The organism is Rathayibacter rathayi (genome assembly GCF_004011095.1).
Classification (GTDB): Bacteria; Actinomycetota; Actinomycetes; order Actinomycetales; family Microbacteriaceae; genus Rathayibacter; species Rathayibacter rathayi.
On record NZ_CP028129.1, the window covers coordinates 286481 to 305436 of the forward strand.

The following is an 18956-nucleotide window of genomic DNA, read 5'->3' on the forward strand; positions in this document are numbered from 1 at the left end:
GGTGACGGTGGTCACATCCGTTCGCCGTACGATTCGGTGCGCGCGGCCGGGGCCTCATGCACGTTCGCCAGATGGTCGGGACGGATCCTCGACGGTCAGAGTCCTAGGGGACAAGGGGCGTTCTACGACGCGGGGGAGCGCAGTCGCTGCGCTCACACCCTCCCACCCTAGTGGATGCCGATCCACCCGCGCATCGCAGTCTGCACTCGGGAGCCGTCGCGGTCGCTCAGCTTGGTGCCGACGAAGGCCTCCGCCCAGTCCGAGGTCTGCACGCGGAACGGCGGCTCGCGGTCGCGCAGGGTCTTCACAATGACGGCGGCGACATCGCAGGGGTCCTGCGCGTGGGTTGACGAGAAGGACGACGCGACCCGGTCGAGGTAGGCGCCGAAGGCCGGGGCGTAGGGGCCGGCCTGGGCGAGCATCGCACCCGCGTCGAGACCGATATTTTCGACGAAGCTGCTGCGGACAGCTCCGGGCTCGATCAGCGAGACGTGGATGCCGACGGAAGCGGCGACCGGAGCGAGTGCCTCGAAGAAGCCCTCGACCGCGAACTTCGACGCGCAGTAGTCCTCGCTGAACGGCTGCCCGATCGCGCCGCCGATGCTCGAGACGGTCACGATGCGCCCGCGGGAGGAGCGCAGCATCGGCAATGCCGCGCGGGTGACCGCGACCGTGCCGAAGAAGTTGACCTCCATCACCCGGCGCAGCTCCTCCGGGTCCTCGAGTTCGAGGGTGCCGAGGTGTCCGGTGCCGGCGTTGTTCACGAGGGCGTCGAGGCCGCCGAGCTCCTCTTCGACGCTGCGGAGGCAGGCGGAGACGGAACCGGCATCGGTCACGTCGAGCACCCGCAGGTCGAGCTCGACCCGGGCCTCCTCGGCGGCGGCCCGCAGCCCGTCGGCCCGCGCCGGGTCGCGGATGGTGGCGACCACCCGCCAGCCCGCGCGTGCGGCCTCGATCGCGGTGGCGCGACCGATGCCGGTGGAGGTTCCGGTGACCAGGAGGACGGGACGGGGCATGCGACTTTCCTGCTTTCCGGCACGCGACGGTGCCGCCGGGAGGCTATCGGTCGACCCTCCGAGAACGTTCAGGGTCGGCGTCAGCCCCGGTAGCGCTCGCCCACCGGCACCTCGACAGCGAGGGTGTTCCCCGCCTGAGCGAGCGGGCAGGCCCAGGCCGGGTCGTAGGCGCAGGAGGGGTTGTAGGCGAAGTTGAAGTCGATCACGAGGGTGCCGGGGGCGGCGCCGGGCCCGAGGTCGGCGCCCTTCACCGTGTCCAGGAGGTAGCGGCCGCCGCCGTAGGTGCCGCCCGGGGTCCCCGCCAGGGCGTCCTTCACCGGCAGGAACAGCCCGCCGCCGTAGGAGGCCAGCCGCCACACATCGAGGCTGCCGGCGGCAGGGACGTCGATGGTGCCGACCAGCTCGAAGGGCACGGTGCCGTCGGTGCCGGTCTCCACGTCCATCCGCCGCGACTCCGTGGCCGGGGCGACCTCGAGTTCGAACCGCCAGGCCGCGTCGTAGGGTGCGATCGGCAGCGAGCGGAAGTGCGCCCGGTCGGCGGGCAGGAGCGGAGTGGAGGGGTGTTGCGCGAAGAGAGCATTGCGCCCGCGAATCCAGGACGCGTGCGCCGCGAGCAGGTCGACGTTCGCGAGCCTGCGCACCTCCGCGTAGAGGGCCTGGACGTGGCGCCGCCAGTCCGACACCTCGACCGCGGTGGTAAGGCGGCGGCGCGGCGAGACCCGGTCGTCGCCCTGGTCGTCTTCCTCCGCGGAGGGCCACTGGAGGCGCAGGAGCTCGGAGCGGGACAGCTCGGTCTCCTCCTCCGCGACGCCGTCGGGGCTCACGCTGCCGCCTCCCCGCGAGGGCGGGTGTCCGCCCCGAGATCGTGTCTCCACGAGGGGGCGAGGGAGCGGATGCGAATGCCGCGCCACTGCCAGAACGCCCACATCGAGGGCCACAGCGCGGCCGAGGCGAGACCGGCCGAGAACTCCAGGCGGTCGCGGAACAGGGTGCGCCCGTCGGGGAGAGGGGCAACGGCCATCCGGTGGTCCCACGCGGTGATCAGGCGGAGCGAGCCGGAGAGTGGCCCACCGCTGTCGCGCAGGATCCGGACGTCGGGCAGCGACGGCACGCGACGGTAGGAGAGGTCGATCGCCTGTGCTCCCATCGGCACGAGGCCGAGGGCGTCCATCGCGACCTCGTGGGAGCCCAGGCCCCAGGTCGGCTGGAAGCCGCCCTCGTCCAGCGACGCGGCGGTCAGGAGCGGGGACATCACCTCCCGGAACACGGCCGGACTCTGCAGGGCCCGCCAGGCGGAGTCGGCGTCGGTGTCGAGCATGTGCTTAAGCATCACCTTCACGCGAAACATCCTCCTCTGCCCGGTGCTGCGCGGGAACCGGGTGCGCTCGGAACCCGGGACGTGTATGCGCGTCCGCCGGTCGCTAGCGTGGCAGGGTGAGCGCTCCCGTTTCTTCCGCCGTCGACCAGTCGAGCTATCAGATCCGCTTCGAATGGGGTGCGCGCGCCCTCCGCGTGCTCGCCCCCGCTCACGTCACCGTCCTCGTCGATGCTCTGCCCGGAGGGGACGGGCCTGATCTCGGCGGCGTCGGGGGCCGAGTCGTCCGTGCGGGTCTGGTCGATCGCTCCGCCGTCGCTCGGTGGATCCTGGAGCGCCAGCACGAGAACGGCGGCCGCACCAGCGTGAACGTGATCGCCGTCGGCGACATCGACGCGAGCGGAGTGACGCGGTTCGCAATCGAGGACCAGCTCGCGGCCGGCGCGGTCGTCGATGCGCTGATCGGCTTGGGCATCGACCACGTCTCACCGGAGGCCGCTGTGGTGTGCGCCTCGTACGAGGGGCTACGGCGGGCCTGCGCGCACCTGCTCACGGCGTCCGAGTCCGGCCGGCAGCTCGTCGCCGACGGGCGGGCGGAGGAGGTCCGCACGGCCGCGCGCGTCGACACCGTCGATGGGGTGTCGGTCGTGCGCTGACGCACTACCGGCCCACGCGGCGCAAGGCCGCGCCTGTGCCCCTGTCCGATTTGCAGGGCCGTGTCCGATTTGCAGGGCCGTGTCCGATTTGCAGGACTCCGTTCGGTCTGCAGGGGATCCGCCCCTCGACATCGCATTCGGACGGCTAAAAAGGCCTCCGGGCTCAGATCCCCTGCACATCGCACCACCGTCCCGGATCGAACTCCTGCACACGGCACGCTCTCCTGCACACGGCACGCTCTCCTGCACACCGAACTCCTGCAGAGGGCACGGAGTCCCTGCGAAGGGCACCTAGTCCTGCAGATCGTAGGGAGTCCCTGCGAATCGCACGGCCCCCTGCACATCGCCCGCCCGCACGCCCGCCCGGTACGCAAGCCCCCGGCGGATCCGCCCCTCCGCCTCGACCACCGCGGCGCCCCCGGCGTAGCGTTCCGCGGAGGCGGTCCCTCCGCCCTTGGCCCCCGACCGAAAGCTGGCCCCGCATGAAAGCCGTCCTCAACGACGTCGTCCTCGCCGACGCCCCCGCCTCCGACCTGATCTCGATCGAGGGCAACTGGTACTTCCCGCCGTCGAGCATCGCCGAGGGTGTGCTCGTCGAGAGCCCCACCCCCTATACCTGCCCGTGGAAAGGCGAGTGCCAGTACTTCTCGGTGCACACCGGCGACGGCCTCCAGAAGGACAAGGCCTGGTCGTATCCGCACCCATACCCGACCGCGTTCGACCGCGTCGGCAAGGACTTCTCCGGATACGTCGCCTTCGACCGATCGGTCCGCGTCTCCGACTGAGCTGTCCCGCCGCCGCGGCGCCCGCCCCGCCGCCGCGGCGGCCCGTCAGCAGCAGCACCCCGTCAGCACGCCGTCAGTACCCCAGCAACCGCCGCGCCCCTCACGAGGAGGGCGCCGCCGCGCGCGCCCGATAGGCCCGGACCTTCGCCCGATTCCCGCAGCGCTGCATCGAGCACCAGCGGCGCGAACCCGCTCGCGACGTGTCGAGGTAGAGCATCCGGCACTCCGGAGCCGCGCAGCGCCGCAGCCGTGTGGCCTCGGCCGGCCCCAGCAGCCCCACGGCCCCGCGGGCGATCGACGCGAGCGCCTGCCGTCCTGCCGCGTGCAGCCGACCCGCCTGCCGCGACCCTCCGCTGAGTACCGGTGGGATGTCGGGCATGGCCGCGAAAAGATTGACCACATCGACGTCCCGCGGGTCCAGTCGACTCCCCGCTTCCGCCGCGACGCTCAGGCGCGCTATCGCGTCCCGCAGCATCACAGCGTCGTCCAGGCGCGCGTCCCTGCTCTCGGGCCCTACCGCGTCGAACCGCTGGGCAAGCCAGGCGGCGAGGGCCGAGTCGGAGTCGAGGGGCTCGGCCGCTCCGCGCGCTCCGGTCGTGGCGAAGTCAAGCGCGAGGTTCCCGGAGTCGAACCACCAGCGCCGGCCGTCGTCCTCGAGGAGCCACTGGCCGGACACGGTGTTGCGTCGTCCCTCGGAGGCCTGTTCCGCGCTCATGGCGCCGGGACCGGGCGGCGCTGCCATCGGATCGCGTTCGCCGGCTCGAATCGTCGCGCGCAGCGGCCGCAGGCCAGGGGCCGGGTGGGTCGGCGGTGACGGTAAAACAGGTGGCCGCCCGGGCAGCTGCCGACCCACGGGGCGAGCTCGTCCGCGGTCGGATTGCTGTGGGTGCGCGTCCCGGTGTATCCCAGCTGCGCCGAGATCCGTCGCCACTGTGGCCCGTGCCCCGCGTCGGGTCCGGCGAGTGCGTGCGCGATCTCATGCAGGAGGGTTTGCCGCACCTCCTCGTCGCTCCATCGCGCGGCCAGATGACGCGAGACGGTGATCCGGCGGCGGGTCCAGTGGCACGCCCCGCCGCGGGTGCGTGCGTGGTCGAGCGCGAAGCTCCAGGAGGGGTCGAGGTGCTCCTCGATCAGTGCGTCGGCCCAGCGGGCCACGTCCTCGAGGTCGGCCACCGGTGGCGCTGCCTAGGACTCGTCGGCGCGGCGGCGGCCACGGACGGCGCCGTCGGTGCGGGGACCGCGGTCGGACTCGTCCTGGAATTCGGAGGCGGCGGCGAAGCCCAGGCGCGCGACTTCGAGCTCCTCCTCGGGGACACCCACGCGCTCGCCGAGGGCGGTTGCGGCGTCGAAGTCGCGCATTGCCCGGCCGTACTCGCCGAGCTCGAAGAAGGTGAGGCCGCGGTGCTTGAGCGCGAACGAGTGCTCGAGGTGCCACTCGTGCGTGCGCGCCTCCTCCACGCAGAGCGCGAGCTCCGAGAGCGCCTCGTCGGCGCGGCCGCGCAGCTGCATGAGGCGCGCTCGGCGTACGCGGGCGGTGAGCAGCTCGGCGCGGTCGCCGGAGAAGCGGGTGCGGCGGACGGCCTCGTTCGCGAGGTCCCACGCTTCGTCGACGCGCCCGAGCAGGCGCAACAGCTCCGCCTTCTCGGTGAGCGCGGCGAGGCTGCGCAGCGCACCGACGTCCTCCAGGCGCTCCTGGGCGGCGTCGACGTCGATCTCCTCGCGGAGGGTCGCGGGGTCGTGGCGGATGATGATGCTCAGGGCGATGCTTCCTCGTGGAGTGCGGGTCCGGGTCGTCGCGCGAGGCGGACGGGAGGACGGATCGGGGTCGCTGACCCCCGGCGTCGAGTGTACCGGCGGCTCCGCGGGCACCGTCCTGGCGACGCGCGGCTGGGCTCAGCCCCTGCGCACCTGAAAGACGCTCCGCGCCGGCAGCGGTGACGGAGTGGCCGTCTCGTCGGTGACGACGAGCGCTCCGGCGACGAAGTTCTCGAGCTCGCGCCCCTGCACGAGCTTGGCGGGGGCGGGATCTGAGGCGAGTCGCCGGGGCAGGGTGTCGACCGGCAGCGGGTCGGCGGAGGCGAGCATCACCACGTTCCCGAAGCGCTTGGCCTTGAGCATCTGCGTGTCGGTCATGATCGCGGTGTGGGCGAAGACGGAGGCGAGTGTCGCCGCCTGCGCGCGGGCGAAGGCGAGGGCCCCGCCGTCGGCGACGTTCACCGCGATCAGCCCGCCCGGAGCCAGCAGTGGCGCGATCGCTCCGTAGAATTCGGCGCTCGTCACATGCGCCGGGGTGCGCGCTCCCGAGAAGATGTCGACCACGACCACGTCGACCGTGCCGCGCAGCCCGGGCGGCAGCTTCCCGAGCACCTCCCGGGCGTCGCCCTGCCGGATGCGGATCTGCGCGGCGCGGGGGAGCGGGAGCGCCTCGCGCACCAGCGCGACCAGGGCGCCCTCGATCTCGATCACCTGCTGCCGGGAGCCCGGGCGCGTGGCAGCGACGTAGCGGGGGAGTGTGAGGGCACCGGCACCGAGGTGCAGTGCGGTGATGCTCTCCCCCGCGGGAGCCGCCAGGTCGATCGCGTGCCCGATCCGGCGGACGTACTCGAAGCAGAGGTGCGTCGGGTCGGCGAGGTCGACGTGCGACTGGGGAGTGCCATCGACGACCAGCGTGGCGGCCTCTGGCGAGTGGCGGTCGGGCTCGATCTGCGCGATGAAGCCGCTGCCGAGCACCGCGCGGGGGTGTCCGGAGTCGTCTCCGCGTCGGCGGCCGGTGCGTTCCTGCATCCGACCAGTGTGCCGCGGGAGCGGGCACGAGAGGCAGCCGCACGGCGCTCGGTCGGCCCGACGAGCCGTGGATGCCGGCGTCCCTCGCCTCGTATACCGGACCCCGAGGGGCGGCGCAAGCATTCGCACTTGCGCGGCGTGGCGTCATGCGGCTATATTCGTACTTTGCGCTCCCGAGTACCCATGCCCTCATATCGCGGTCGGCAGGTCACCGGAACCCGGCATCAGATGGTGGATGCCGTTGCCACACTCTAGCCCCGCCCCGAAGACCGAGTCGCCTCGGTCCGCACGGCGTGCGGGAGGAGTGTCGGACCGCGACGGCGGGAGCCCACTCCACACATCCCACAGATTGAGACCCGCGAGGGTCTACGGAGGTTCCTTCCTTGGCTGCTGCGTCCACCGCGACCACCACCTCACCCAAGAACGGACGCGGAGCTTCGCGTCTCTCGTTCGCCAAGATCAGCGACACCCTGACCGTTCCGGATCTGCTCGCGCTGCAGACCGAGAGCTTCGACTGGCTCGTCGGCTCGGAGGCGTGGAAGACCCGCGTCGCCGAAGCGAAGGCCGCCGGCCGGGAGGATCTCCCCGCCAACTCCGGCCTCGATGAGATCTTCGAGGAGATCTCTCCGATCGAGGACCTCAGCGAGACGATGCAGCTGAGCTTCGCGAACCCGTACCTCGAGCCCGAGAAGTACACGATCGAGGAGTGCAAGGAGCGCGGCAAGACCTACGCCGCTCCGCTGTACGTCGAGGCCGAGTTCATGAACCACCTCACCGGTGAGATCAAGACTCAGACGGTCTTCATGGGCGACTTCCCGCTGATGACCGAGAAGGGCACGTTCATCATTAACGGCACCGAGCGTGTCGTCGTGTCCCAGCTCGTGCGCAGCCCCGGCGTCTACTTCGAGCGCCAGCAGGAGAAGACGTCGGATAAGGACATCTACTCGGCCCGCGTCATCCCGAGCCGTGGAGCCTGGCTCGAGTTCGAGATCGACAAGCGCGACCAGGTGGGTGTGCGCATCGACCGTAAGCGCAAGCAGTCGGTCACCGTGTTCCTCAAGGCTCTGGGCCTGACCAGCGAAGAGATCCTCGAGCAGTTCGCCGGCTACGAGTCGATCGAGCTGACCCTCGAGAAGGACAACATCCTCACCAAGGAGGACGCGCTCCGCGACATCTACCGCAAGCTCCGTCCGGGCGAGCAGGTCGCCGCCGAGGCTGCCCGCGCGCTGCTGGACAACTTCTACTTCAACTCCAAGCGCTACGACCTCGCGAAGGTCGGCCGCTACAAGATCAACCGCAAGCTCGGCATCGACAAGGCGCTGTCCGACTCGGTGCTGACGGTCGAGGACATCATCGCGACCATCAAGTACCTGGTCGCCCTGCACGACGGCCGCACCGCCCTCCCCGGCGTGCGTGACGGCGAGTCGGTCGAGCTGCGTCTGGACGTCGACGACATTGATCACTTCGGTAACCGCCGCATTCGTGCGGTCGGCGAGCTGATCCAGAACCAGGTCCGCACCGGTCTGTCCCGCATGGAGCGCGTCGTCCGCGAGCGCATGACCACGCAGGACATCGAGGCGATCACCCCGCAGACCCTGATCAACGTGCGCCCGGTCGTCGCCGCGATCAAGGAGTTCTTCGGAACCAGCCAGCTCTCGCAGTTCATGGACCAGAACAACCCGCTCGCGGGTCTGACCCACAAGCGCCGCCTGTCGGCGCTGGGCCCCGGCGGTCTCTCCCGTGAGCGCGCCGGCGTCGAGGTCCGTGACGTCCACCCCTCGCACTACGGCCGCATGTGCCCGATCGAGACCCCGGAAGGCCCGAACATCGGCCTGATCGGCTCGCTCGCGTCCTTCGCGCGCATCAACTCGTTCGGCTTCATCGAGACCCCGTACCGCAAGGTCGTCGATGGCACGGTCACGTCGCAGATCGACTACCTCACCGCGTCCGAGGAGGACGAGTACCTGGTCGCCCAGGCGAACGCTCCCCTCACCTCCGACTTCCGCTTCGCGGAGGGCAAGGTCCTGGTTCGCCCCAAGGGTGGAGAGGTCGAGCTGGTCGATGCCGAGCGCGTCCACTACATGGACGTCTCGCCGCGCCAGATGGTCTCGGTCGCGACCTCGCTGATCCCGTTCCTCGAGCACGACGACGCGAACCGCGCGCTCATGGGCGCCAACATGCAGCGTCAGGCCGTCCCGCTACTGCGCAGCGAGTCCCCCGTGGTCGGAACCGGAATGGAGGGCTTCGCGGCCATCGACGCCGGAGACGTCATCACGGCCGACAAGGCCGGTGTCGTGCAGGAGGTCTCCGCCGACTCCGTCACCGTCCAGCTGGACGAGGGCGGAACGCAGACCTACTTCCTCCGCAAGTTCGACCGCTCGAACCAGGGCACCTCGTACAACAACCGCGTGGTCGTCTCAGCTGGCGAGCGCCTCGAGGTCGGCGAGGTCGTCGCCGACGGCCCCGCGACCGAGAACGGCGAGCTCGCACTCGGCAAGAACCTGCTGGTCGCGTTCATGCCGTGGGAGGGTCACAACTTCGAGGACGCGATCATCCTCAGCCAGAACCTCGTGAAGGACGACGTCCTCTCCTCGATCCACATCGAGGAGTACGAGGTCGACGCCCGCGACACCAAGCTCGGCAAGGAGGAGATCACCCGCGACCTCCCCAACGTCAGCCCGGAGCTTTTGGCCGACCTGGACGAGCGCGGCATCATCCGCATCGGCGCCGAGGTCCGCCCCGGCGACATCCTCGTCGGCAAGGTCACGCCCAAGGGCGAGACCGAGCTCTCGGCCGAGGAGCGCCTGCTCCGCGCGATCTTCAACGAGAAGAGCCGCGAGGTCCGCGACACGTCGCTGAAGGTGCCCCACGGCGAGCAGGGCACGATCATCGGAGTCAAGGTGTTCGACGCGCAGGACGGCGACGACGAGCTCGGCTCGGGCGTCAACCAGCGCGTGGTCGTCTACATTGCCCAGAAGCGCAAGATCACCGAGGGCGACAAGCTCGCCGGTCGCCACGGCAACAAGGGCGTCATCTCGAAGATCCTGCCGGTGGAGGACATGCCCTTCCTCGCCGACGGCACTCCGGTCGACATCGTCCTCAACCCGCTCGGCGTCCCCGGCCGCATGAACTTCGGCCAGGTCCTCGAGATCCACCTCGGCTGGATCGCGAAGCAGGGCTGGAAGGTCGACGGCCAGCCCGAGTGGGCCGCGCGCCTGCCCGAGCACGCCCGTGAGGCCGCGCCCGGTACCAAGGTGGCGACCCCCGTCTTCGACGGCGCGGCGGAGGAGGAACTCGCCGGGCTCCTCGACTCCACCACCCCGACGCGCGACGGAGAGCGCCTGATCGGCTCGTCCGGCAAGACGCAGCTGTTCGACGGCCGCTCCGGAGAGCCCTTCCCGGACCCGGTCTCGGTCGGCTATATGTACATCCTGAAGCTGCACCACCTCGTCGACGACAAGATCCACGCGCGCTCGACGGGCCCGTACTCGATGATCACCCAGCAGCCGCTCGGTGGTAAGGCGCAGTTCGGTGGACAGCGATTCGGTGAGATGGAGGTGTGGGCCCTCGAGGCCTACGGCGCCGCTTACGCCCTCCAGGAACTCCTCACCATCAAGTCGGACGACATCCTTGGCCGCGTGAAGGTGTACGAGGCCATCGTCAAGGGTGAGAACATCCAGGAGCCGGGTATCCCGGAATCCTTCAAGGTCCTCATCAAGGAGATGCAGTCGCTGTGCCTGAACGTCGAGGTCCTCTCGGCCGATGGCACCGCGGTCAGCCTGCGCGACACCGATGACGAGGTCTACCGCGCTGCGGAAGAACTCGGCATCAACATCTCTTCCCGGTTTGAGTCGTCCTCGGTCGACGACATCTGATCCGCGCCAGCATCTGACGACCTCCCGTCTCTGACGAGACACCCTGTTTTCCGACAAGGAGAAAACATTGCTCGATGTAACCACTTTCGATGAGCTGCGCATCGGCCTCGCGACGGCCGATGACATCCGTCGCTGGTCGCACGGTGAAGTGAAGAAGCCCGAGACCATCAACTACCGAACCCTCAAGCCCGAGAAGGACGGTCTGTTCGGCGAGCAGATCTTCGGACCCTCTCGCGACTGGGAGTGCTCCTGCGGCAAGTACAAGCGAGTCCGCTTCAAGGGCATCGTCTGCGAGCGCTGCGGCGTCGAGGTCACCAAGTCCTCGGTCCGCCGCGAGCGGATGGGCCACATCGAGCTCGCCGCCCCCGTCACCCACATCTGGTACTTCAAGGGCGTCCCCTCGCGCCTCGGGTACCTGCTGGACATGGCGCCGAAGGACCTTGAGAAGGTCATCTACTTCGCGGCGTACATGATCATCGACGTGGACGACGACGGCCGTCACGCCGACATGCCCGGCCTCGAGAACGAGCTCCGGCTCGAGATCAAGACCCTCTCGGACCAGCGCGACTCCCGCATCGCTGACCGCCTGGCGCGCCTGGAGACCGACCTCGCCGCCCTGGAGGCGGAGGGCGCCAAGAGCGACCAGAAGCGCCGGACTAAGGACGGCGCCGAGAAAGAGATGGGCCAGATCCGCAAGTCCTTCGACGAGGACATCGCGCGGCTCGAGAGCGTGTGGGAGCAGTTCCGCACCCTCAAGGTTGGCGACCTCAAGCCCGAGGACGCGGTCTTCAACGAGCTCGTCGACCGGTACGGCGTCTACTTCGAGGCCTACATGGGCGCCGAGGCGATCAAGAAGCGCCTCGAGCAGTTCGACCTCCAGGCCGAGGCCGAGACGCTGCACCTGCAGATCGCCGAGGGCAAGGGTCAAAAGAAGATCCGCGCCATCAAGCGCCTGCGCGTCGTCAACTCGTTCCTCGCCACCGGCAACTCGCCGGCCGCGATGGTCCTCGACGTCGTCCCGGTCATCCCGCCGGAGCTGCGCCCGATGGTGCAGCTCGACGGAGGCCGGTTCGCGACCAGCGACCTGAACGACCTCTACCGTCGCGTCATCAACCGCAACAACCGTCTCCGCCGCCTGCTCGACCTCGGTGCCCCCGAGATCATCGTGAACAACGAGAAGCGCATGCTGCAGGAGGCGGTCGACGCGCTCTTCGACAACGGTCGCCGCGGCCGCCCCGTCACCGGTACCGGCAACCGTGCCCTGAAGTCCCTGAGCGACATGCTCAAGGGCAAGCAGGGTCGCTTCCGCCAGAACCTGCTGGGCAAGCGCGTCGACTACTCGGGCCGCTCGGTCATCATCGTCGGCCCGCAGCTCAAGCTGCACCAGTGCGGTCTGCCCAAGCAGATGGCGCTGGAGCTGTTCAAGCCGTTCGTGATCAAGCGCCTGATCGACCTCTCGCACGCGCAGAACATCAAGGCCGCCAAGCGCATGGTCGAGCGTTCGCGCCCGCAGGTCTGGGACGTGCTCGAGGAGATCATCCGCGAGCGCCCCGTCCTGCTGAACCGCGCGCCCACGCTGCACCGACTCGGCATCCAGGCCTTCGAGCCCCAGCTGGTCGAGGGCAAGGCGATCCAGCTGCACCCGCTCGTCTGCGCCGCGTTCAACGCGGACTTCGACGGTGACCAGATGGCCGTCCACCTGCCGCTGTCCGTCGAGGCCCAGGCCGAGGCGCGCATCCTGATGCTCGCCTCGAACAACATCCTCAAGCCCTCGGACGGCCGTCCGGTCACCCTGCCTACGCAGGACATGATCATCGGTCTCCACCACCTGACGACCATCCGCGAGGGTGCCGCCGGTGAGGGACGTGCGTTCTCGTCCGTGTCCGAGGCGATTCTCGCGAAGGACCAGGGCTCGCTGCACCTGAACTCGACGGTGAAGATCCGCATGTCGGACGTCTTCTTCGCGCAGGGTCAGGCCCCCGAGGGTGTCGAGCTCGACGATAAGGGCAAGGTCACCGCGCCGGTCCTGCTCGAGACCACACTCGGTCGCGCGCTCTTCAACGAGGCGCTGCCGGTCGACTACCCCTACTTCGAGCAGGTCGCCGACAAGACGACCATCTCCGGGATCGTGAACGACCTCGCGGAGCGCTACCCGAAGGTGGAGGTCGCCGCATCGCTCGACCGCATTAAGGACGCCGGCTTCTACTGGGCCACCCGGTCCGGCGTGACCGTCGCGCTGTCGGACATCCTCACGCCTCCGTCCAAGCCCGAGATCATCGCGGGCTACGAGAAGAAGGCCGCGAAGGTCGAGTCCGAGTACGAGAAGGGCCTGACGACTCAGGCCGAGCGCCGCCAGGAACTCGTGAAGATCTGGACCGAGGCGACCGAGGAGGTCGCCAAGGCGATGCGCGCGAACTTCCCGATCGACAACACCATCAACCGCATGGTCACCTCCGGCGCCCGCGGAAACTGGCTGCAGGTGCGCAACATCGCCGGCATGCGAGGCCTGGTGAACAACCCGAAGGGTGAGATCATCGCCCGTCCGATCATCTCCTCGTACCGCGAGGGGCTGTCGGTCGCCGAGTACTTCATCGCCACGCATGGTGCCCGCAAGGGCCTGGCCGACACCGCGCTCCGCACGGCGGACTCGGGGTACCTGACCCGTCGACTCGTCGACGTCTCGCAGGACGTCATCATCCGTGAGGACGACTGCGGCACCACGAAGGGTCTCGAGCTGCCGATCATGCTCCAGGACGCGACCGGCGCCTGGATCAAGGACTCGAACGTCGAAAACTCGGTCTACGCGCGTTCGCTCGCCACCCCGGCGTCGAACGAGGCCGGCGAGTTCGTCGCCGATGCCGGCGAGGACGTCGGCGACGTGCTGATCGAGAAGCTGGTCGGAGCGGGTGTGCGCCACATCAAGGTGCGCTCCGTCCTGACCTGCGAGTCCGCCGTCGGCGTCTGCGCGGCCTGCTACGGCCGCTCGCTCGCCACCGGCAAGCTCGTCGACATTGGTGAGGCCGTCGGCATCATCGCGGCCCAGTCGATCGGCGAGCCCGGCACGCAGCTCACCATGCGCACCTTCCACACCGGTGGCTCGGCCTCGGCCGACGACATCACGCAGGGTCTTCCCCGCGTGCAGGAGCTCTTCGAGGCCCGCACCCCCAAGGGCGCGTCGCCGATCGCGGAGGCCGCCGGTCGAATCACGATCGAGGACACCGACCGGGCCCGCCGGGTCATCCTGCAGCCGGACAACGGCGACGAGGCGGTCATCTACCCGGTGCTCAAGCGTTCGCAGCTGCTCGTCGAGGACGGCCAGTCGGTCACCATCGGGCAGCAGTTGCACGTCGGAACGGTCGACCCCAAGGAGGTCCTGCGCGTGCTGGGCGTCCGTGAGGTCCAGAAGCACCTGGTGGGCGGCGTTCAGGGCGTCTACCGTTCGCAGGGTGTGCCGATCCATGACAAGCACATCGAGGTCATCGTGCGTCAGATGCTCCGGAAGGTGACCGTCGTCGACCACGGCGACACCGACCTGCTGCCGGGTGAGCTCGTGGACCGCTCGCGCTACAGCGAGGTCAACCGTGCGGCTCTGACCGAGGGCAAGCGGACCGCGTCCGCACGCCAGGAGGTCATGGGTATCACCAAGGCCTCGCTCGCGACCGAGTCGTGGCTGTCGGCCGCGTCCTTCCAGGAGACCACCCGCGTCTTGACGCAGGCGGCGATGGAGGGCAAGCGCGACCCGCTGCTGGGGCTGAAGGAGAACGTGATCATCGGAAAGCTGATCCCGGCCGGAACCGGTCTCCCGAAGTACCGCAACGTGTCGGTCGAGGCAACCGAGGAGGCGAAGGCCGAGCGGTACCCCAACCGCATCTTCGCCGACGACGCCGCCTTCAGCGACGCCGACCTCTCGTTCGTCGACTTCGACTCGTTCTCAAGCGACGGCTACGAGCCGGGCAACTACAGCTGATCCCGGTGAGCTGAACCATCGAAGGCCCCGTCGGGATACCGGCGGGGCCTTCGTCGAGGCGGGCACACCCGGACGGGGGGTGTAGGCGGTTCGCGCCTGCGCACGATCCGCCTACGGCGGAAATGATTGACTCGAGGGGTGCTCGCCGGGCCGAGTTTGTCCCCGTTCCCCCGTCCTGGCCGCGGCACTCGAGGGACTGCGCGGATGAGAGTCGTGACCGTCGTGCTGGCTGCCCTGGTCGCGGTGGTCGGTGCGCTCGTCGTGCCCGGCGGGCGGGCCGAAGCGGCGGAGGTTGTCGCCCCCAGGTCCTGCGGAGTGGCGCGGCTCGCGCCGGTACTCGCCGGTGACGACGTGCAGCCGCGATCCGTCGCTGCTCTCGTGCCGATCGTGCTGCTGCACGGCTGGCTCGGCACGGCGACCCACGACGCGAGCCGCACCGGCGTCTTCTCGCATCTGGTCGACATGGTCTCCTCGGAGTCGCCAACCGCGCTCGACGCGCCCGAACCCTCGCTCCTCGGCCGGTTCCAGCAGATCGAGGGCGCCGCCGTCTACACCTTCGACTACCGCCGCCTCGCCGCCCGCTGGGTCACCGACCCCGGGATCAGCGACGCCCTCGCCTCGTCGATCGCCTGTCTGGTATCGGCGACCGGGCACCGCGTGGTCGTGGTCGCGCACTCGATGGGTGGTCTCGCCGCCCGCCAGGCGCTGAGCAGCAGGGTCGACGGCACGGCCGTGGCATCGATGGTCTCGTCGGTGCTCACCTTCGGAACGCCCAACACCGGGTCCGACGTCGCGGAGCGTCTGGGCCGGATGGTTGATGAGTCCGGTCATGTGAGCCCCGCCATGATCGCCGGGCTCGACCCACCGAATCGGCTGAGCCTCTCGGCGATGCTCGCCTCCTGCGGTGACGCTGTCTCCGAGAATGCCGAGCACGCGGGGGAGTGCACGGGAATGCCGTTGATCGACGCTCTCGCCTCCGCCGCGGGCAAGGGTCTTCGGACCGGATCAACCGAACTCGGCTCCCTGCCGCCCTGGCCGGTCGGCGTGCATGTGACGGCGCTGGTCGGCGACATTCAGGTCACCGCGGCCGTGGCGCTTGGGCGGCGGAGCGCGCCGGTCGGCCTCGGCGACATCATGGTCGCGACGGGGTCGGCGACGGCCGGTGTCGATGACTCCGTGGTCTCGACCTGCCGCTACACCTACTTGGCTGCGGCGAACGCTCCCTCTCTGGTGGCCGAGCTCACGCCCCTCGCGCGCATGGGTGACGTCCTGCGCTTCGCGAGGCTCGTGGTCGACGTGGACGCGAGCCCGTGCCACCATGCGCGGCTGACCCGGAACGTCGACCTCGTCGAGCACGCAGCGGGAGTCGTCGCCAACGTGGTCGCCCGGGAGGTGTTCGCCCCGCGCGCGTCGAGGGCGCGGGCGACGGCGCACCTGGTCCCGCCGGCGGAGGAGTCGCGGCGGCGATCCTCATGAGCGTCTTGCCTCGGGTGGCGACCCGTGGCGAGACACTGTGTCGCGAGAGTTGACGGACGATTGTCGTGCATCGTACGGTCGGACCGGCCGATGGGGTGGCCGCCTGGGGACAGGCAGCGCGGTCCGTGCGGTACCCGAGCCGCATGCGCGGGCCGCGCCCGTCACCGGCTTGCTCTCACTCCCTGCCCGCGAAACGGGTACGCTCTGCTGGACAGCAGATGTCGGAGAGATCTCCGCGCATCCCGGCGGCGGAGGCCCCATGAGTGACGAGCCCCTGGCAGCGCCCCTGCCGGCGCGCACGGCGCGTCTCACCCGCGAGCAGGTCCGTACCCGCCTCCTCGACACGGCTCTCGCTGTCGTGCGGGCCGAGGGTCTGCGCGTCGGAGTCGGCCACCTGCCGCTCGAAGACATGATTCGCTCCGCCGGGGTGCCGCGCAGTACGGTGTACCGGATCTGGCCGACCCGGCAGTCGTTCTATGACGAGCTGATCGGCATCATCCCCGAGCGGGTGTTGGCCACTCGTCTCGACCAGCCGTCGCTGGCCGCCGGGGACTCCTATCTGCACCGTCACCTCGACGCGGAGCTCACACCCGAGCAGCGCCGAGAGGCCCTGGTCGCCTCCGTGCGAGTCGCCGTCGATGCGAACGTCGACAACGTCTTCTCTGCACAGCACTGGCGCAACTTCATCGCTCTGGCCGGCGCGGTCGACTCGCACGAGGAGCCGGCGCGCACCGCCATCCGTTCCGCGCTGCGCTCCCGTCAGCTTCACTTCATCGACAACATGGCGAAGTACTACCGGCACACCCTCGACGAGGCAGGGCTGCGACTGCGCCCGGGCCTCAGCCATGCGGCGCTCGCCTCCGCCGTCTCGGCCCTGGTGGAGGGCCTCTGCGTCGCCCGTATCGCCGCACCGGAGCTGGTGACCGGCCCCCTCAACCCCACCGACCCCGACGGCCCCTCCCTGGCGGTCGTCTCGGTGTTGATACTGATCGACGGATTCACCGAGCCTGACCGCTGACCCGGGGATCCGCGCCGGATCCCGCGCACGGCTTTCGTCGCGGGCGAGAGATCCGCTTAGTCCTCTCCGAGAGGCTCCAGCATCCCGTCGACGATCGAGCGGATCGTCCAGGCCGCGAGCATCCACTCGACCGGCTCGCCGTCGAGGCCGGGTGCCGTCACCGGGGCATCGAGGTCGTCATCGAGCAGGCGGCCGCGGTGCGCGAGTCCGTCGATCACGATCGCCGTGAGGTGGGCGAGCTGAATCGTGGTGAATCCTGGGCGCAGCGAGGCGTCGAGCACCTCGAGCATTTCCTCGTAGAAGTCCCGCATTCGACGTGTCAGCATGCCCTCGATCCGCTTCGCCGTCGCCCGCACGGCATCCCGCGCAGGCCCGTCCTCCATTGAGAAGGTGCAGGCGAGCAGGGCGTTATACGAGGACCAATCGGCGGAGCGGCGGAGCGACTCCGCGTTCGCGCGTGCGCCGATCCGGATCATCTCCCAGCCAACCCGCCTGCGCCCGGCTGCGGTGGCGAGCAGATCGGAGAAGCGTTCGTAGACCTCGCGCATCTCCTGCAGGGCCTCGGGGTCGGTGCCCTCGGCGTAGCGGTCGCGCACGAAGACCTCGCCGATGAGGTCGGCGACGAACTCCTCCCGGGTGCTCCAGATGCGGTAGACAGAGCTGCGCGGCACCTCCGCGAGGCGGATGTACTCCTCCATCGGCAGGTGCGCGAAGCTTACGGTGAGGCCGTGGGTCGAGACGACCTCGCGCGCCGTGGCGATCATGCGGCTGCGGACCTGCTCCGCGGGTATCCTCCGGGCCCGCGTGGAGCCCCCTGAGCTGTCGTCCATGCTGAGGGACACTAGCGGGAGCTGGAGGCCGTGAACCGTTTTCCGGGCGGTCCATGAGCCGATTCGGAACGGTCTAGGGGCGTCCTCCCACTGAAACGAAATGTCCCATCAGATGCGCGCCGGGCCCCAGGACCGCTACGGTGCAGCCGGGGCGGACCCGAACCTGCCCCTGCTAGGGGACTTCCGTGACCGGATTCGAACGGTTCACGCTGGCCGTCGCAGACGGACCAGCGATCGAGCGCGCCGCGCTCCAGGCGCTGCTCGTGCAGCTGCTACCGCAGTTCTCGCACGACGAAGAGGGTGTGGACCGGATCGCGGTCCTCGACCTTGACGGAATGCCCGGCGAGGAGGTGGCCGCCGCGATGGAGCGCGCCGCGGAGCAGACGGCCGGCCTCGTCGTGCTTTCCTCCTCCGACTCACTGGAGCCTGTGCGGGCCGTGCTGCGACGCGAGAGGGCCGCCTACGTCTGGAAGGGGGACGACCCGAGCGAACTCGCCGCTGCTGTCGTCTCGGTCGCCTCCGGCCGCACCTGGATCTCGGACATGGCCCGGCACCGACTCGTGCACGGACGAGAGGTGCGTCGCCCGGTGCTGAGCCCGCAGGAGAGCCGTGTGATGCGTGCCTACGGAGCCGGAGCCGCGGTCAGGACGGTGGCCGTCGACCTCAACGTCGCCGAGCACACCGTCCGCACCTACATCAAGCGGATCCGCGCCAAGTACCTCGAGGCCAGCGTCACGCTCGACTCACGGGTCGACTTCTACCGCCACCTCGACGACCACGACGTCGCCATTCGGCGCGGCGGAGACCGGGTGCGGGCCAGGGAGCAGCAGTCGGGCGGCGACGCCGCGGGCGAGCGCCGAGCGTGAGGCCAGCAGGATCGCATGTCCGCTGGTGCGCCCCTCGATGAACGCGGTCGCGCCGACCGCGGCAGTGACCGGGAGCAGCTGCCGCACGACCCGGCGCAGGCGCTTCAGCCTCCGGTGGTCGGCGTCATCGGCGACGTCGATCGCGAGCAGCCCCGCGGATCCCACCCGTGCGGCGAGCGGGGCGAGGACGGCTGGCGAGGAGAAGCTTTCAGGAGTCTCGTCGCCGTCATAGACGTCGAGCACGAGGACGTCGGCCCTCCAGGCGGGCCGCACTCCGGAGGCGTCCGCCGTGGGGATCTGCACGCGGGCGCAGCGATGCAGCCCGCGCAGTGGCTCGCCCGCAGCGGCAGTCGCGTCCACGACCGCGC

At 69.7% G+C, this 18956-nt stretch carries 15 protein-coding genes; 7 read left to right on the top strand and 8 right to left on the bottom strand.

Translation table 11 applies throughout. The features are described from left to right. Positions 1-167: 167 nt before the first annotated feature. From C1O28_RS01435 to C1O28_RS01445, 3 genes are all read right to left on the bottom strand, one after another. On the bottom strand, positions 168-1016 hold the full coding sequence (locus tag C1O28_RS01435; protein ID WP_097166348.1) for an SDR family oxidoreductase: 849 nt from the start codon (positions 1014-1016) through the stop codon (positions 168-170). 80 nt (positions 1017-1096) lie between these two features. Beyond that, positions 1097-1699 carry a DUF1684 domain-containing protein gene (locus C1O28_RS01440; RefSeq protein WP_243392056.1) on the bottom strand — a complete coding sequence of 201 codons (603 nt, stop codon included), beginning with the start codon at positions 1697-1699 and terminating at the stop codon, positions 1097-1099. A 137-nt stretch (positions 1700-1836) separates the two neighbouring features. Then, entirely contained in the window at positions 1837-2364 is a 528-nt protein-coding gene (locus C1O28_RS01445; protein ID WP_202129548.1) for a hypothetical protein, read from the bottom strand. Positions 2365-2450: 86 nt separating this feature from the next. On the opposite strand from C1O28_RS01445, the gene C1O28_RS01450 reads away from it, so the two are divergent. Both C1O28_RS01450 and C1O28_RS01460 read left to right on the top strand, forming a co-directional pair. Further along, a complete protein-coding gene (locus tag C1O28_RS01450) occupies positions 2451-2987 on the top strand; it encodes a 2-phosphosulfolactate phosphatase (protein WP_097166349.1) in 537 nt (178 codons plus the stop codon). Positions 2988-3469: 482 nt separating this feature from the next. Beyond that, positions 3470-3772, top strand: coding sequence for a DUF427 domain-containing protein (locus C1O28_RS01460; RefSeq protein WP_097166350.1), 303 nt, complete (start codon positions 3470-3472; stop codon positions 3770-3772). 100 nt (positions 3773-3872) lie between these two features. Here C1O28_RS01460 and C1O28_RS01465 read toward each other — a convergent pair whose 3' ends face one another. Genes C1O28_RS01465 through C1O28_RS01480 form a run of 4 tightly spaced genes read right to left on the bottom strand, consistent with a single transcriptional unit; the run spans position 3873 to position 6556 of the window. Further along, complete coding sequence (locus C1O28_RS01465) at positions 3873-4487, bottom strand: CGNR zinc finger domain-containing protein (RefSeq protein ID WP_097166419.1); 615 nt, start codon at positions 4485-4487, stop codon at positions 3873-3875. Then, complete coding sequence (locus tag C1O28_RS01470; protein ID WP_097166351.1) at positions 4484-4945, bottom strand: SprT-like domain-containing protein; 462 nt, start codon at positions 4943-4945, stop codon at positions 4484-4486. Before C1O28_RS01470 ends, C1O28_RS01465 begins: the two co-directional genes overlap by 4 nt. 12 nt (positions 4946-4957) lie before the next feature. Beyond that, on the bottom strand, positions 4958-5641 hold the full coding sequence (locus tag C1O28_RS01475; RefSeq protein WP_181024625.1) for a tetratricopeptide repeat protein: 684 nt from the start codon (positions 5639-5641) through the stop codon (positions 4958-4960). 24 nt (positions 5642-5665) lie between these two features. Beyond that, positions 5666-6556: a spermidine synthase gene (locus tag C1O28_RS01480; protein ID WP_097166352.1), complete on the bottom strand. Its 891-nt coding sequence runs from the start codon at positions 6554-6556 to the stop codon at positions 5666-5668. A gap of 383 nt (positions 6557-6939) precedes the next feature. On the opposite strand from C1O28_RS01480, the gene rpoB reads away from it, so the two are divergent. The 4 genes from rpoB (at position 6940) to C1O28_RS01500 (ending at position 16892) form a co-directional block, all read left to right on the top strand. Next, a complete protein-coding gene (rpoB, locus tag C1O28_RS01485; protein WP_097166353.1) occupies positions 6940-10431 on the top strand; it encodes a DNA-directed RNA polymerase subunit beta in 3492 nt (1163 codons plus the stop codon). A gap of 67 nt (positions 10432-10498) precedes the next feature. Next, positions 10499-14398 carry a DNA-directed RNA polymerase subunit beta' gene (locus C1O28_RS01490; RefSeq protein WP_097166354.1) on the top strand — a complete coding sequence of 1300 codons (3900 nt, stop codon included), beginning with the start codon at positions 10499-10501 and terminating at the stop codon, positions 14396-14398. A gap of 204 nt (positions 14399-14602) precedes the next feature. Further along, the gene (locus tag C1O28_RS01495; RefSeq protein ID WP_097166355.1) at positions 14603-15874 is read left to right on the top strand and encodes an esterase/lipase family protein; all 1272 of its coding nucleotides are present in this window, start codon (positions 14603-14605) and stop codon (positions 15872-15874) included. Between the two features lie 259 nt (positions 15875-16133). Then, positions 16134-16892 (top strand): TetR/AcrR family transcriptional regulator, encoded by a 759-nt coding sequence (locus C1O28_RS01500; RefSeq protein WP_097166356.1) that lies wholly within the window; start codon positions 16134-16136, stop codon positions 16890-16892. Positions 16893-16948: 56 nt separating this feature from the next. Here the strand turns inward: C1O28_RS01500 and C1O28_RS01505 are convergent, their stop codons facing one another. Next, positions 16949-17722 (bottom strand): TetR/AcrR family transcriptional regulator, encoded by a 774-nt coding sequence (locus tag C1O28_RS01505; RefSeq protein ID WP_127821396.1) that lies wholly within the window; start codon positions 17720-17722, stop codon positions 16949-16951. 185 nt (positions 17723-17907) lie between these two features. Between C1O28_RS01505 and C1O28_RS01510 the strand changes: the two genes are divergently transcribed. Further along, positions 17908-18588, top strand: coding sequence for a LuxR C-terminal-related transcriptional regulator (locus tag C1O28_RS01510; protein WP_097166358.1), 681 nt, complete (start codon positions 17908-17910; stop codon positions 18586-18588). Positions 18589-18956: the final 368 nt, after the last annotated feature.

Coding starts and splice junctions, on each gene's coding strand:
- C1O28_RS01465 (WP_097166419.1), bottom strand. CDS start 4,487: ATGAGCGCGGAACAGGCCTCCGAGGGACGACGCAACACCGTGTCCGGC.
- C1O28_RS01435 (WP_097166348.1), bottom strand. CDS start 1,016: ATGCCCCGTCCCGTCCTCCTGGTCACCGGAACCTCCACCGGCATCGGT.
- C1O28_RS01495 (WP_097166355.1), top strand. CDS start 14,603: ATGAGAGTCGTGACCGTCGTGCTGGCTGCCCTGGTCGCGGTGGTCGGT.
- C1O28_RS01480 (WP_097166352.1), bottom strand. CDS start 6,556: ATGCAGGAACGCACCGGCCGCCGACGCGGAGACGACTCCGGACACCCC.
- C1O28_RS01445 (WP_202129548.1), bottom strand. CDS start 2,364: ATGTTTCGCGTGAAGGTGATGCTTAAGCACATGCTCGACACCGACGCC.
- C1O28_RS01500 (WP_097166356.1), top strand. CDS start 16,134: ATGAGTGACGAGCCCCTGGCAGCGCCCCTGCCGGCGCGCACGGCGCGT.
- C1O28_RS01505 (WP_127821396.1), bottom strand. CDS start 17,722: ATGGACGACAGCTCAGGGGGCTCCACGCGGGCCCGGAGGATACCCGCG.
- C1O28_RS01460 (WP_097166350.1), top strand. CDS start 3,470: ATGAAAGCCGTCCTCAACGACGTCGTCCTCGCCGACGCCCCCGCCTCC.